The organism is Kitasatospora humi, assembly GCF_020907985.1.
Taxonomy (GTDB): Bacteria; Actinomycetota; Actinomycetes; order Streptomycetales; family Streptomycetaceae; genus Kitasatospora; species Kitasatospora humi.
In genome coordinates this window covers 1-13,697 of record NZ_JAJJPA010000094.1, presented here as the reverse complement: position 1 = coordinate 13,697, position 13,697 = coordinate 1, and the positions used below count along the sequence as shown (strand labels likewise).

General features: G+C 71.8%; 16 protein-coding genes and 1 pseudogene. 13 read left to right on the top strand and 4 right to left on the bottom strand.

What is annotated here, in order from left to right; all coding sequences use genetic code 11:
• The 6 genes from LN042_RS35875 to LN042_RS35850 form a co-directional block, all read left to right on the top strand.
• Positions 1 to 392 (top strand): cytochrome ubiquinol oxidase subunit I (locus LN042_RS35875; protein WP_230055654.1); only part of this gene is annotated, 392 nt, incomplete at its 5' end.
• Positions 393 to 412: 20 nt separating this feature from the next.
• Entirely contained in the window at positions 413 to 1,414 is a 1,002-nt protein-coding gene (gene cydB / locus LN042_RS35870) for a cytochrome d ubiquinol oxidase subunit II (protein WP_230055653.1), read from the top strand.
• Positions 1,415 to 1,455: 41 nt separating this feature from the next.
• On the top strand, positions 1,456 to 5,142 hold the full coding sequence (cydD, locus tag LN042_RS35865; protein WP_230055652.1) for a thiol reductant ABC exporter subunit CydD: 3,687 nt from the start codon (positions 1,456 to 1,458) through the stop codon (positions 5,140 to 5,142).
• Between the two features lie 131 nt (positions 5,143 to 5,273).
• Complete coding sequence (locus LN042_RS35860; protein ID WP_230055651.1) at positions 5,274 to 5,693, top strand: hypothetical protein; 420 nt, start codon at positions 5,274 to 5,276, stop codon at positions 5,691 to 5,693.
• Positions 5,694 to 5,803: 110 nt separating this feature from the next.
• Positions 5,804 to 6,586: a substrate-binding domain-containing protein gene (locus LN042_RS35855; RefSeq protein WP_308191922.1), complete on the top strand. Its 783-nt coding sequence runs from the start codon at positions 5,804 to 5,806 to the stop codon at positions 6,584 to 6,586.
• Entirely contained in the window at positions 6,583 to 6,987 is a 405-nt protein-coding gene (locus LN042_RS35850) for a phosphate ABC transporter ATP-binding protein (protein ID WP_372495884.1), read from the top strand. Before LN042_RS35855 ends, LN042_RS35850 begins: the two co-directional genes overlap by 4 nt.
• 148 nt (positions 6,988 to 7,135) lie before the next feature.
• Here LN042_RS35850 and LN042_RS35845 read toward each other — a convergent pair whose 3' ends face one another.
• Positions 7,136 to 7,966 (bottom strand): HAD family hydrolase, encoded by an 831-nt coding sequence (locus LN042_RS35845; protein ID WP_230055650.1) that lies wholly within the window; start codon positions 7,964 to 7,966, stop codon positions 7,136 to 7,138.
• 304 nt (positions 7,967 to 8,270) lie between these two features.
• Between LN042_RS35845 and LN042_RS35840 the strand changes: the two genes are divergently transcribed.
• The 3 genes from LN042_RS35840 to LN042_RS35830 all read left to right on the top strand — a co-directional run bounded on the left by LN042_RS35840 (position 8,271) and on the right by LN042_RS35830 (position 10,723).
• Positions 8,271 to 8,798 carry a helix-turn-helix domain-containing protein gene (locus LN042_RS35840; RefSeq protein WP_230055649.1) on the top strand — a complete coding sequence of 176 codons (528 nt, stop codon included), beginning with the start codon at positions 8,271 to 8,273 and terminating at the stop codon, positions 8,796 to 8,798.
• 165 nt (positions 8,799 to 8,963) lie between these two features.
• Positions 8,964 to 9,500, top strand: coding sequence for a hypothetical protein (locus LN042_RS35835; protein WP_230055648.1), 537 nt, complete (start codon positions 8,964 to 8,966; stop codon positions 9,498 to 9,500).
• Positions 9,497 to 10,723: an MAB_1171c family putative transporter gene (locus LN042_RS35830; protein ID WP_230055647.1), complete on the top strand. Its 1,227-nt coding sequence runs from the start codon at positions 9,497 to 9,499 to the stop codon at positions 10,721 to 10,723. Before LN042_RS35835 ends, LN042_RS35830 begins: the two co-directional genes overlap by 4 nt.
• Positions 10,724 to 10,918: 195 nt before the next feature.
• Here LN042_RS35830 and LN042_RS35825 read toward each other — a convergent pair.
• A pseudogene (locus LN042_RS35825) lies at positions 10,919 to 11,065 on the bottom strand (DNA-binding protein); the annotation flags it as partial.
• A gap of 84 nt (positions 11,066 to 11,149) precedes the next feature.
• Between LN042_RS35825 and LN042_RS35820 the strand changes: the two are divergent.
• Positions 11,150 to 11,323 carry a hypothetical protein gene (locus LN042_RS35820; protein WP_230055646.1) on the top strand — a complete coding sequence of 58 codons (174 nt, stop codon included), beginning with the start codon at positions 11,150 to 11,152 and terminating at the stop codon, positions 11,321 to 11,323.
• Positions 11,324 to 11,369: 46 nt separating this feature from the next.
• Positions 11,370 to 11,714: a hypothetical protein gene (locus tag LN042_RS35815; RefSeq protein WP_230055645.1), complete on the top strand. Its 345-nt coding sequence runs from the start codon at positions 11,370 to 11,372 to the stop codon at positions 11,712 to 11,714.
• Positions 11,715 to 11,744: 30 nt separating this feature from the next.
• Here LN042_RS35815 and LN042_RS35810 read toward each other — a convergent pair whose 3' ends face one another.
• The gene (locus LN042_RS35810; RefSeq protein WP_230055644.1) at positions 11,745 to 12,137 is read right to left on the bottom strand and encodes a type II toxin-antitoxin system VapC family toxin; all 393 of its coding nucleotides are present in this window, start codon (positions 12,135 to 12,137) and stop codon (positions 11,745 to 11,747) included.
• Positions 12,134 to 12,415 carry a hypothetical protein gene (locus tag LN042_RS35805; protein WP_230055643.1) on the bottom strand — a complete coding sequence of 94 codons (282 nt, stop codon included), beginning with the start codon at positions 12,413 to 12,415 and terminating at the stop codon, positions 12,134 to 12,136. The genes LN042_RS35810 and LN042_RS35805 overlap by 4 nt, the downstream gene beginning before the upstream one ends.
• Before the next feature lie 329 nt (positions 12,416 to 12,744).
• Here LN042_RS35805 and LN042_RS35800 point away from each other — a divergent pair, with 329 nt between their 5' ends.
• Positions 12,745 to 13,464, top strand: coding sequence for a WXG100-like domain-containing protein (locus LN042_RS35800; protein WP_230055655.1), 720 nt, complete (start codon positions 12,745 to 12,747; stop codon positions 13,462 to 13,464).
• On the top strand, positions 13,461 to 13,697 hold a 237-nt coding region (locus LN042_RS35795), incomplete at its 3' end, for a hypothetical protein (RefSeq protein WP_372495883.1). The genes LN042_RS35800 and LN042_RS35795, both read left to right, overlap by 4 nt.

Here is a 13,697-nt window from a genome sequence, read left to right as displayed (position 1 = left end):
CGCCGCGCCTGATGCTCACCCGCACCCGGGAGATGAGCCCGCTGCTCACCACGTGGAGTTGGCGGATCGGCATCCTGACCATGGGCTTCCCGCTGATCGCCAACAGCTTCGGCTGGATCTTCACCGAGATGGGCCGGCAGCCCTGGAGCGTCTTCGGCCTGATGAAGACCGCCGACTCGGCCTCGCCCAACGTCGGCATCGCCACCCAGGTCGGCGCGCTCATCACCTTCACCATGCTCTACGCGGTCCTCGCCGTGATCGAGGTCCGGCTGCTCGCCAAGTACGCCAAGGCCGGCCCCGACGTCGAGGAGCAGCCGCCCACCGAGGACCCGGTGCTGCGCGGTCCCGGGGCGGACGAGGACGCCGACCGTCCGATGGCCTTCGCCTACTGAGCCCGGAAGGGGAACTCGCCATGCACCTTCACGACGTCTGGTTCGTGCTGATCGCCGTCCTGTGGATCGGGTACTTCTTCCTGGAGGGCTTCGACTTCGGCATCGGCGTCCTCACCAAGCTGCTGGCCCGCGACCGGTCCGAGCGACGGGTCCTGATCAACACCATCGGCCCGGTCTGGGACGGCAACGAGGTCTGGCTGCTCACCGCCGGCGGCGCCACCTTCGCGGCCTTCCCCGACTGGTACGCCACGCTGTTCAGCGGCTTCTACATCCCGCTGCTGATCATCCTGGTCTGCCTGATCGTGCGCGGCGTCGCCTTCGAGTACCGCCACAAGCGCGACGGCGACGCCTGGCAGACCGGCTGGGAGCACGCGATCTTCTGGACCTCGCTGCTGCCGGCCTTCCTCTGGGGCGTGGCCTTCGCCAACATGGTGCACGGCGTCGCCATCGACCAGCACAAGGACTACGTCGGCTCGTTCTGGGACCTGCTGAACGGCTACTCGATCCTCGGCGGGCTGGTCACCCTGTCGCTCTTCGTCTTCCACGGCGCGGTCTTCGCCGCCCTCAAGACGGTCGGCGAGATCCGGGGCCGGGCCCGGGCGTTCGGGCTGCGCGCCGGTCTGCTGACCATCGTGCCGGCGGCCGCGTTCCTGCTCTGGACCCAGCTCCACCGGGGCGACGGCTGGAGCCTGGCCGCCCTGGTGGTGGCGGTGCTCGCGCTGGTCGGCGCGCTCGCCGCACTGCGGACCGGGCGGGAGGGCTGGGCGTTCACCCTCTCCGGGCTGACCGTGGTGGCCGCCGTCGGCATGCTCTTCCTGGCGCTCTTCCCGAACGTGCTGCCGTCCACGCTCGATCCGTCCTGGAGCCTGACCGTCGGCAACGCCTCCTCGGCCGGCTACACGCTCAAGGTGATGACCATCGTGGCGGCCGTCTTCGCGCCGCTGGTGATGCTCTACCAGGCCTGGACGTACTGGGTGTTCCGCAAGCGGATCGGCGTGCACCACCTGCCGGCCGAGCACTGAGCACTGAGCACTGAGCACTGAGCACTGAGTGGGGAGTTGACGTGAAACCGGTGGACCCGCGGCTGCTGGCCGAGGCCCGGACGGCGCGGCGCTTCATGGCCGCCACCGTGCTGCTCGGCGCGCTGGGCGCCGCCCTGACCCTGGCCCAGGCGACGCTGATCGCCGAGATCGTCGTCCGCTGCTTCCAACGCGGCCAGGGCGTCGGGGCGTTGGCCTGGCCGCTGGGGTGGCTGGCCGCCGTGGCGCTCGGCCGGGCGGGTGCCGCCTGGCTCACCGAGCTGGCCGCGCACCGCTCGGTGGCCCGGGTCAAGTCCCGGCTGCGCGGTCGGCTGGTCGAGCACGCCACCGCGCTCGGCCCGGCGTACCTGGCCGGCCGCCGCACCGGCGAGCTGGTCACCCTGGCCACCCGGGGCATCGACGCGCTGGACGACTACTTCGCCCGCTACCTGCCGCAGTTGGCCCTCGCGGTGGTCGCCCCGGCCGTGCTGCTGGCCCGGATCCTCGGCGCCGACTGGATCAGCGCCGCCGTCATCGCCGGCACGCTGCCGCTGATCCCGCTGTTCATGGTGCTGATCGGCTGGGCCACCCAGGGCCGGATGGACCGTCAGTGGCGCTCGCTCGCCCGGCTCTCCCACCACTTCCTCGACGTGGTCGCCGGCCTGCCCACGTTGAAGGTCTTCGGGCGGGCCAAGGCCCAGGCGGCGGCGGTCCGCCGGATCACCGACGAGTACCGCCAGGCCACCCTGCGCACCCTGCGCCTCGCCTTCGTCTCCTCCTTCGCGTTGGAACTGCTGGCCACCATCTCGGTCGCGCTGGTCGCGGTGTCCATCGGCTTCCGGTTGGTGGACGGGTCCATGGACCTGGAGACCGGCCTGCTGGTGCTGGTCCTGGCGCCCGAGGTCTACCTGCCGCTGCGCCAGGTCGGCGCCCTCTACCACGCCAGCGCCGAGGGGCTGGCGGCGGCGGACGAGGTGTTCGCGGTGCTGGAGACGCCGCTGCCCACCGCGGGTGCGGTGCCGGCGCCCGCGGTGGCCGCGGTGGTGCTGGAGGGGGTGACGGTTCGCTACCCCGGGCGGACGGACGCGGCCGTCGACGGGGTCGACTTCTCGGTCGCGGCAGGTCGGACGGTGGCACTGACCGGGCCCAGCGGGGCCGGCAAGAGCACGCTGCTGGCGGTGCTGCTGGGGTTCGTGGCTCCCTCGGCCGGGCGGGTGACCGTGGTCGCGGCCGACGGGCAGGCGCATCCGCTCTCCTCGCTGGACCCCGCCTCCTGGCGGGCCCGGATCGCCTGGGTGCCGCAGCGCCCGCACCTGTTCGCGGGCACCGTCGCCGAGAACGTCCGGCTGGCCCGCCCGGAGGCCTCGGACGAGGAGGTCGCCGATGCCCTGCGTGCGGTGGGGGCCCTCGCGTTCGCCGCACCGGACACCGTGCTGGGGGAGGGCGGCTCCGGGCTCTCCGCCGGCCAGCGGCAGCGGCTGGCACTGGCCCGGGCGCTGCTGACCGACCGCCCGCTGGTGCTGCTCGACGAGCCCACGGCCAACCTGGACGCCGAGAGCGAGGCGGCCGTGGTGGACGCGGTGCGAGTGCTCGCCGCCGACCCGCGCCGCACCGTGCTGCTGGTCGCCCACCGGCCGGCCCTGCTGGCGCTGGCGGATGAGCGGGTGGTGCTGGGGGCGGCCCCGGTGGCGGCCGTCGCGTCGCCGCCGGCGGCGGTGAGCGCCCGCGTCGCCGCCTCCTCGTCGGGCGCGGGCGTTCCTGCGCCGCCGGCCGTTCCCTCGTCGGGCGCGGGCGTTCCTGCGTCGCCGGCCGCCACCGGTACTCCGCTGCCCGCGCCTGCCGCCCCGCCGCCGCCCGCCACCGGCACCCCGCTGCCCGCGGCCGGTGCTGACCTCCCGTCGGCGTCTCCTGCCACCCCGCTGCCCACCACCGGCACCCCGCTCCGCCGCCTCTCCCGGCTCTTCCGCACCGCCGAGGCCGGGCGGCCACGACGGCGGTTCCGGCTCGCCGTGCTGCTCGGCTCGCTGGCGCTGGGCTGCGCCGTCGCGCTGCTCGCCACCTCCGGGTGGCTGATCTCCCGGGCCTCGCAGCACCCGCCGGTGCTCTACCTGATGATGGCGGTCACCTCGGTGCGCGCCTTCGGCGTGGGGCGCGGCTTCTTCCGCTACGCCGAGCGGCTGGTCTCGCACGACGCCGTGCTGCGCACCCTGGGCAGCCTGCGGGTCACCGTCCACCAGCGCCTGGAGCGGCTGGCCCCGGCCGCGCTGCCCGCGTTCCGGCGCGGTGACCTGCTCTCCCGGCTGGTCGCCGACGTCGACTCGGTGCAGGACTGGTACCTGCGTTGGCGGCTGCCCGCCTCCGTGGGCGCCGTCGTCTCGCTCGCCGCCTCCGTGGGGCTCGGGCTGCTGGTGCCGGCCGCCGGGGCGGTGCTGGCCCTCGGCCTGCTGCTCACCGGAGTCGCGGTGCCACTGCTGGCCGGCCGACTGGCCTCCCGGACGGAACGTCAGCACGCTCCCGCACGCGGCGGGTTGGCCACCGCCGTGGTGGACACCTGCACCGGCACCGCCGAACTCACCGTCGCCGGCGCCCTTCCGCGCCGACTCGCCGCCGTCCGCGCCGCCGATGCCCGGCTGACCCGGCTGGCCGCCCGCTCGGCCGGCACCACCGCGCTCGGCGCAGGGCTGACCGCGCTGCTCACCGGGCTCACGGTGGCCGGGTGCGCGGTGGTCGGGGTGCAGGCGGTGGCCGGTGGTCGCCTCTCCGGACTCTGCCTGGCCGTGGTCATCCTCGCCCCGCTCGCCGCCTTCGAGGCGGTGGCCGGGCTGCCCGCCGCCGTCCAGGTGCGCGAACGCAGCCGGGCGGCGGCGGAGCGGCTCACCGACGTCCTCGACACGCCGGATCCGGTGGTCGAGCCCGCGTCCCCCGCCCTTCCCCCGGCCCACCCGTTCCCGCTCGCCGTGCGCGGCCTGCGCGCCCGGTACCCGGGCCGGGAGGACCACGCGCTGGACGGGATCGACCTCGACATCGCCGCCGGCCGGCGGATCGCGGTGGTCGGCCCCTCGGGCTCCGGCAAGACCACGCTGGCCCAGGTGCTGCTGCGGCTGCTCGACCCGGCGGCGGGCGATGTCCGGATCGGTCCACAGGCTGTGGACATCCGTTCGCTGGACGGCGACGCGGTGCGCCGCCTGATCGGCCTCTGCGCCCAGGACGCCCACGTCTTCGACAGCTCCCTGCGCGAGAACCTGCGCCTGGCCCGGCCCGACGCCGCCGAGGGCGAGCTCCGCGCCGCCCTCGCCTCGGCCCGCCTCCTCGACTGGGTCGACACTCTCCCGGACGGCCTGGACACCATGGTCGGCGAACACGGCGCGCGTCTGTCGGGCGGCCAGCGCCAACGCCTCGCGCTGGCCCGCGCGTTGCTCGCCGACTTCCCCCTGCTGATCCTCGACGAGCCCGCCGAGCACCTCGACCTCCCCACCGCCGACGCCCTGATGGCCGACCTCCTCGCCGCCACCGAGAACCGGGCCACCCTGCTGATCACCCACCGCCTCGCCCCCCTGGCAGACGCCGCCGTCGACCAGATCCTGGTCCTGGACGCGGGCCGGGTCGCGGAGCGCGGCAGCTGGGACGAGCTGATGGCACGAGAGGACGGCCGCCTGCGGGCGCTGTGGCAGCGGGAAGCGGCGGGCGATCGGGCGGCGCTGGGTGCGGGGGCGGCACCGGCCGGCGTCTGACGACCTCTGCGGGAGGCCCCTTGATTGAGTGGGGCTAACCCCACCCGATGGTGCGGCCAGACTCCTGTCGGGCCGTGCGGGCGCTCCGTAGCGTTGACGGCACAACGACACGGAGGGGAAAGACCATGGCGATGACCGCGACGACCCAGCTCCACGACCAGCGGACCCAGGAGGCCTTCGGCACGCTGAGGAAGTGCGTCACCCTCTTCGGTGCGGTCAGCGGCATCGTCTTCGGGACGGTCGCCGTGATGGCGTTCGCCGGGCACGGGGTGACGTCGTTCATGTGCATCCGGGGCGCCGTCCTGCTCGCGATCGCCCCGCTGATCCAGCGGATGATCACCCGCGCTGCGACGGGGTCGTACCAGGCCTTCGACCGCGTGCGCACCCTCTCCGCCGTCATGCCGATCGCGATCATCGGTGTCGACCTGGTCCCCGGCCTCTGCCCGGCGTGGTACGCCGTGCTCCAGGGCCTGTCCGCAGTGGCGCTGGTCGGCGCCGCCTTCATCACCCGAGGCGCCGCGCTGAGCGCCGCCTTCCCCAAGAAGAAGTGACGCGGGGCCCCTGGTCACCGCCGCTCATCGGGGGGGCGGTGACGTGGAGGGGCGGTGGCTGAACGCCGGTCGGCAGCCCGAGAAGTGCGAAGTCCGGCTGACGTACCGTTGTGCTCAACCCGGCCGGGTACTACTCGCTGCCGACCGCCTCCAACGTGGCGGTGGCGCTGACCGCAGCGAAGATCCGCGGGGTGGACGACAACACGTCGCCCAACGACCCGAACTACCTGCAGCAGAACCTGGACGGGGTCTACACCAACACCGACCCGCGCTCCTACCCGATCTCCAGCTACAGCTACCTGATCGTGCCGCGGTCCGGGGTGCCGAACATGCCGCCGCCACCGCGGTTCAGCAACGACAAGGGCGCCGCGCTCAGCCAGTACCTGGACTACGTGCTCTGCGGCGGGCAGGCCACCGGAAAGGGCGGGATCGACTCGATCGGCTACTCGCCGATCCCGCGCGGCCTGGTGCGCGGCGGCCTGCTGCAGGTGCAGCACATCCCCGGCAACAACGGCAACGTCGACCCGGGCTCCCTGGCCAACTGCCCCAACCCGACCTTCGACGGCCAGGGCAACCTGATCATCCTCAAGAAAGCGCCGCAGCCCAACCCGTGCGACAAGCAGGGCACGCCGCTGAACTGCGACCCCGCCCACCCCTCGGCCGGCGCCGGCAACGGTGGTCCGGGCGGCGGCGGTTCGGGCGGCGGCTCCAACGGCAGTTCCAACGGCGGTGGCAGCGGCGGCGGTTCGGGCGGCGGCGGCAACGGTGGCGCCGGGACGGCGGGTGCCGGGACGGGAGGCGCCGGCGGCACCAGCGGTTCCACCGGCGGCTCCGACAGCACTGCCGGCGGGGGAGGTTCGGGCGGCGGCGGCACGATCGACGGGAGCAGCTGATCGAGGACAGCCTGCGGCAGGCCGGGCTGTGGAACGAGGTGAGCGGCCGGCTCTCCACCCCGGGCGGCGCGCTCTCCGGCGGCCAGCAGCAACGGCTGTGCATCGCACGGTCGTTGGCGGTGGGGCCGGACATCCTGCTGATGGACGAGCCCTGTTCGGCGCTGGACCCGACCTCCACCCGGCGGGTCGAGGAGACCATCGCCGAGCTGCGCGGGCAGCTGACCATCGTCATCGTCACCCACAACATGCAGCAGGCGCAGCGGGTTTCGCAGTCCTGCGCGTTCTTCCTGGCGAGCCATGACACACCGGGCCGGATCGTCGAGGCCGGGCCGACCGAGCGGCTCTTCACCGACCCGGTCGACCCGCGGACCGCCGACTACGTGAACGGGCGGTTCGGCTGAACAATCGTGCGAGGGTGGGGTGTTGACGACCGCGCAGGGCGTTGACGACAACGCCGGGGTGCTGCCGGTCAGGCCACGGGGTTGGCGATCATGCCACGGCGTTGCCGGTCAGGCCACGGTGTTGGCGATCACGCCACAGTATTGCCGGTCACGCCACGCTGTCGACGATCCGCTCGATCACCCGGGCGACGCCGTCGTCCTCGTTGCTGACGGTGTGCTGGGCGACCGCGGCGAGCACGTCGGGGTGGGCGTTGGCGACCGCGTAGGACTCGCCGGCCCAGGCCAGCATCTCCAGATCGTTGGGCATGTCGCCGAAGGCGACCACCTCGGTGCGGTCGATGCCCTGTTCGGCGCACCAGCGGGCCAGGGTGCTGGCCTTGGTGACCCCGGCGGCGCTGATCTCCAGCAGGGCGATCGGGCTGGAGCGGGTGATCTCGGCCAGCGGGCCGACCGCCGCGCGGGCCCGGATCAGGAAGTCGTCCGGGGTCAGCTCGGGGTGCTTGGCGAGGATCTTGTAGCTGGCCCGGGCCTCGGCGGCGATCAGCTCCTCGGCGGGAGCGACCAGGTGCGGCTCGTCATCGCCCCACATGGTCACCTGGTACTCGGGCTCCCGGGAGAAGCCGGTCGGGTACTCGAAGGCGAAGGCGGTGCCCGGCAGCGCGGCCCGCAACCGGTCGACCACCTGGCCGGCCGCGGCCGGGGTGAGCGGGAAGCTCTCCAGCAGCCGTTCGCCGCGGACGTCGACGACGGCGCCGCCGTTGGAGCAGATCGCCACGCCGTGGCCGCCGATGTGTGCGCCCAGCAGCCGCATCCAGCGCGGCGGGCGGCCGGTCACGAAGACCACCTGCAGGCCGGCCCGCTCGGCGTCCGCCAGCGCGGCCGCGGTGCGGGCCGAGACCGTGCCGCCCTGGCAGAGCAGGGTGCCGTCGAGGTCGGTGGCTATCAGGCGGGGGCGGGGGCGCGGGTCTGGCTGGGTCACCCGTCCATCCTCCCAGGTGCCCGTGGGGACCGGACCGGGCGTGGCAAAAAAGTGACGGCGCGCGGTCAACCCCCGTGTGACCGTGCGCCGTCCGGCGGGCCGTCTATTTTGTTGGACGGACCGCAGTTGAACATACGCTGAACCCTCCCCAGGCTGTCAACCGTGTTGCAGCTGGGGTGCAGGTCAAGATGGGCTGAGGCTGAGCTGGGAAAGTCCAGGACCTCCTCGATTTCTGCGTCTACTTCAGTGGATACTGGACGCACCCACTCCAATCGGACGGGTTCAATCGGACAAGGGAGTGACGATGCCCTCGGCTGAGCAGACCCCGGCCCCCCGCTCCCTGGCCGAGAGGCTGGACCACCTGTTCCAGGTGATCCATCCCGCCGATCGCGGTCCGTTCAGCTATCACGAGGTGGCGCAGGCCATCCGTGAGCAGGCCGGCACGGACGGGCCCACCGTCTCGCACGGCACCCTGCAGCAGATCCGCACCGGCGCCAAGACCAACCCCACGATCAAGACGCTGGAGGCGATCGCCGCCTTCTTCGGCGTGCCCGCCGCGTACTTCCTGGACGACACGGTGGCCGACCGGGTCGACGCGCGGCTGCGGGAGCTCAAGGCGGCCGCCACCCAGAGCGGTCGGCCGGTCCGGCTCCCCGCCGATCCGCGCCAGGACGAGCTGGCCGACGTGCTGGCGGACAGCAACATCCGGGCCGTGGCGTTCCGGCTCGCCGGGCTGTCGCCGCGGGCGCTCAAGGGCCTGCGGGCGATCGTCGACCAGGTGCGGGCGGTCGAGGGGCTGCCCGAGGTGGGGCGGGCCAAGAAGGCGTCCTGAGCCCGATCGCCGATCAGTGAAGTCGCCCTCCGTTGGTGAAGGTGGCCGCACGCGAACCGACCATGACATTTCACCTGGCGGGCTGCAGCCGCACGTGACCGGCGCAGCACCGAACGCTTATGCTGACGCTTCGATCATTCCGGGTGCGGAGAGGGTGGGCCGGCCATGAGATGGCGCAGACAGCCGCGCTCCCGGTTCACCGACCTGGTCGACCGGATCGAGGTACCCAAACCCTTCCACCTGGAACGGTTCTGCGACTCGGTCGCCCGGCAGCGCCGCCGCCCGCTGCGACTGGTGCCGCTGCAGAACGCCGCCGGACAGGACCTGCCGTGCGGGCTGTGGATCGGCCTGCCCGCCGTCGACCTGGTCTTCTACGAGGCGGGCGCCGCCCCCATCCTGAAGACCCAGATCGTCCTCCACGAGATCTCCCACATGCTGCTCGACCACGGGGCACCGGCCACCGACGTCCCAGCGCTCCCCGGACTGACCGCGGACGAGGAGCTCGGCCTCGACACCGACCGGGTGCTCGCCCTGCTGGCCCGCAACGGCTACACCGACCGCCAGGAGGCCGACGCCGAGGCGCTCGCCACCCTGCTGCTGGAGCGCGCCACCCGGGCCGGCGCGGGCAGGCCGTACGGCGGGTCCGCCGAGGTGCTGGACCGACTGGACGCCGCCTTCGGCCACCCGGTCCGGCCGCAGTGACGCACCCCTCGGCGGCGCAGCCCCTCGGAGCGGACCCGACCGGCGCCGACTACTCCCCGTACAAGCTGCTCATCGTCGTGCTGGTGGGACTGGTCACCCTCTGGCGCCTGCCCGCCGCGGTCCGCTCGCCCCACCAGCGCCCGCTGTGGACGGCGTTCGCCGCCACCGCCGGGCTGCTCACCCTGGGTATCCCGGGGCCCGCCGCCTGGATCGACGGCACCAGCGGCGTGCACAACCTGGCGACGCTGCTCAGGTACCAGCTCGACCTGGTCGCGAGCTCGGCCGGATTGACCTTCTGCGCCCAGACCGCCCGGCCCGACCTGGTCGCCCGCTGGCGCCGGATCCGGCGCGTCCTGCTGCCGGCCACCCACCTCGTCCTGGTCGCCGCCTTCTTCACGATGCGCCGTTACACCGAGGCGGCGGACTTCACCCAGGCCCATCCCGCCCCGACCGCGGCCGCCCCGTACGTGCTGATCGTCTCCGTCTTCCTCGGCGCGGCCATGGGCGCCGGCAGCTGGCTGTTCGGCAGTCACGTCCGCCGGGCCGCCACCCGCTCGCTGCGGGCCGGGTTGCTGGTGCTCGCCCTGGGGACCGCCACCGGCTTCGGCTACGCAATGCTGCGGATCTGCCAGATCGCCCTCGAGGCGGCCGGCCTGCCGATGTTCATCGGCGAGCGTCGGCTGCTGCGGATCGACTGGGCCTCGATCGCGCTGATGCTGCTGGGCAGCGTGATCCCGGCCGTCGGGGTGGCGCTGCGCGACCTGCGGGACCACCGGACGGCACGGCAACTGCTGCCGCTCTGGCGGGAACTCACCGCGGCGGTGCCCGAGGTGGTGCTCACCGAGCCGCTCGGGCGCAGCCCCCGGCTGCGGCTGCACCGGCTGGCCATCGAGATCCGGGACGCCGCTCTGGTGCTGGCCGGCCACGCGGGAGCGGACCTGCGCGAGCGGGCGGCCGCCGCGGCCGCGGCCAGCGCCCCGGCCGGTCCCGAACGGGCGGCCCTCGACGAGGCCTGCTGGCTGCGCGCCGCCGCCGCCCTCCGCCGGGCCGGCCACACCCCGGTCGTCCCCGCCGCGCCCGTCCAGGCCGCCGGCGGCGAGGAACTGGACTTCGCCACCGAGACCGACCGCCTCCGCCGCCTCGCCGCCGCCCACGCCTCACCGGCCGCCCGGGCCTTCGCCCGAACCGCCGCCGCCGACCACGGCGTCGTGGCGGCCGGCTGACCGCCCTCCCGCCGGGCGTCGAGACGCTCACCCAACCCCGACTGCCCGCGGTCACGCGCCCGCACCAGCCGCGTGCCGCAAACCCGCCCCCGCATCGCGGTCGTCGACCCACCGCTCCGCTCAGTCCGCCTCGTTCGCCCATCGCAGGCTGAGCTGCGGAAACGCCCGTCCAGAGTGTCCGAGCCCAGCTCCGGCTCAGATTGCGACGAGCCGAACTCTGCTGCCGCAGAGCTTTGCCATGTCATCGACATCCGAGGTCAGCATCGCCACCGGTCCGGGTTGGCGGAGCGCCATCTCAGCGACGGTCCCACCAATCGCGTACTTGTGACCGTGCAGGCCGGCCTGATGGTCTGCTGGTGCCGATCCACTGCTCATGAAAGGGAATCGATGATCACGGGATATGCCGAAGAATGTGACGCTGACATGATGTCCGCCTCGCTGGGAGCCGAACTGGTCATGTCCGAGTTTTTTCTCGTGTCGATCGTCACCTCGGCCGACCCTGCGGCGGACGAGTTCTCACGAAGTATCCTGAACGACGACTTGTGGATCCCCAAGGGCTTCGACACCTATCATGAGCCGACATCGGGCTGGTCAGGCTAGCTCCGGCACACGACCCGACGGAGGGGACCGATGGACGTCACGGGATTTGGCACAATTCCTGATTGATTCATCTTTCAAAGAACGAAGCGTCCGGTTCGTCCGAGCCCAGTACGAGCGGTGGCCGGCGCTCTACTTGAACGGGGAGCCCGCCGCCTCCTCGTTCGACGGCGGATGGCACCTCGAAGTCGACCCCGTAGCGAAGTACTCGGACATTCTGACCTTTTCGAGCGGGGCCGAGATGGAGGAATTCTGGGAGGAGCACGGGTACGCCCTGGACCAGAATGGCGAAGGGCCCTTCTCGATTTTCTACAAGTACTACGGATCCCGTATCGGCGGTCAGGTGGAGGATCTCGACGCCGAAGTGGATGACGACCACCTTGCCGTCGCATGACAAGCTGCCGTAGGAGCAAGAGGGAGTGGGTCAGACGGGCTCTACCGCAATGCGCGGTTTGCACAGTCGGCGCAGGTCGTCGGTACCACAGGTCACGACGGTCACGTCGCCGTGCTCCAGGTGGGCGGTGGCGGCGAGCATGGCGTCGACGGCGTACTTGTGGCCGTGAAGTCCCTCGACGGCGAGCAGCTTGCTTGCAGCGCGGGCGACCTCTTCGGTGATGGGCCGCACTTTGACCAGAGACACGGCGTGGTCGAAAGCCGCCTGCGGGACCTTGGGATCACGCGCCTCCACCAGTGTGGCCGCGCTCGTCACCACAAGAAGATCCAGTGTGCGGGCGACATCCAGCCAAACGGTCATGTCGCGGTGCCGTCGGGAGAGCTTGGAGAGCGCCTCACTGTCGAGAACGAGAGTGCCGCTCACGCGGCATCGGCCGGAGCAGCTTCCCCACGGTGAGCGGCGTGGTGTGCGCGGATTCTCTCCGCCTTGGCCGCCACCTCGGCCGGATCGACCGGGCCGTGCTCGGCTTCGGAGGCGGCGATGTACTCGTCGATGGCTTCTCGCTGCAGCTGCCGCTGCACGGCCTCCTCGATGTAGGAGGAGACGCCCTGCTTGCCGGCGCGCGCGCGGATCGCCTCCAGGGTCTCGGCGCGCAAGGAGACACTGGTGACTCGGGTCTTGCCGGGGCGCTGTGCATCCATGGCCGAAGTGTATTACATCGTGTGTGAGGGTCGTGGAGCTTTCCTTGGCGGGGCCTTCCCGAAGAGGTGAACGGCTCCCGTAGGGGCGCATGTTGAGGTCTCCATTTCCCAGTCGCTATGTGACGAACCGCTGCCATGACGGTCAGCCGGCAGGATCACTGCGGAGACGAAGTCGAGCGTAGCTTCCAGGCCGGCGGGGGGGACGGTACGGGGGCCACCGGGCTCTGTGCACATAGTTGGCACCCCGTTCGAAACCATCCCTCGATGTCACACGTCTGAGTTACCGTCGTGGCGCGTACAGGTTCGGGAGGGGGTTCGCGGTGGCGATCATGTTGCCCAGCGAAGTGGCGGCGATGCTCCAGTTCATCGGGGTGAACTGGCCGAATGTGAACGAGGACAAGGTCCGCCATTTTGCGGACCATGTGCGGGAGTTCGCGGACAATGTGGACGGAACGCATCAGAAGGCCACCGCCACGGTGACCAACATGGCGGCCGACTACCAGGGCGGTTCGTATGACGCGCTGGTGTCGAGCTGGGCGCACCTGTCGTCCAGTCATATGTCGGATCTGGTGAGCACGTGTCACACGGTGGCGACGGCGTTGGACGCGGCGGCCGATGTGATCGTGGGGATGAAGCTGCAGGCGATCGAGGAACTGGCGGTGCTGGCCGTCACGTTTGTGGCCGATCAGGCGGCGGCGGTGGCCACGTTCGGTCTGGCCGAGGTGGGTTTGGTGGCGATCGATGAGGCTGCCGCGCAGATCACCAAGTTCCTTGAGCAGCAGCTGGAGCAGTACATCATCGGTGAGGTGATCGAGGCGGCGATCGGGCCGCTGGTGGCGGTGGTGGCCAAGGCCGTCGGGGGCCTGGCGTTCAAGGAGGTGTCGGGGATCCTCGGGGTGAACGGTACGGCGGGAGCGGGAGACAAGTTCGAGATCAATCCGTCCGCGTTGGAGGGCCACGCCGAGACGATGGCCGGTCATGCGCAGGAAGTGTCGGGCCACGCCCAGGTGTTGGGCGGCAAGTTGTCGGCGCTGGACTTCGCCTCATGACGAACCAGATCGTCAAGGCGCTTGAGGATGCGGCGAAGAAGCTCGGCACAGCGCTGGCCAAGGATGCCGGCAAGGCGGTGCAGGACTTCTATCATTCGGCCGGCCAGAAGTTGAAGACGGTGGCGAAGAACACCGCCGAGACGGATGCCAAGCACGCGGGAGATCTCAACAAGATCCTGGGTGGTGCGGAGAAGGACGTCCCTAAGGAGCCGCACCTGCCTGGGCAGCGTTCG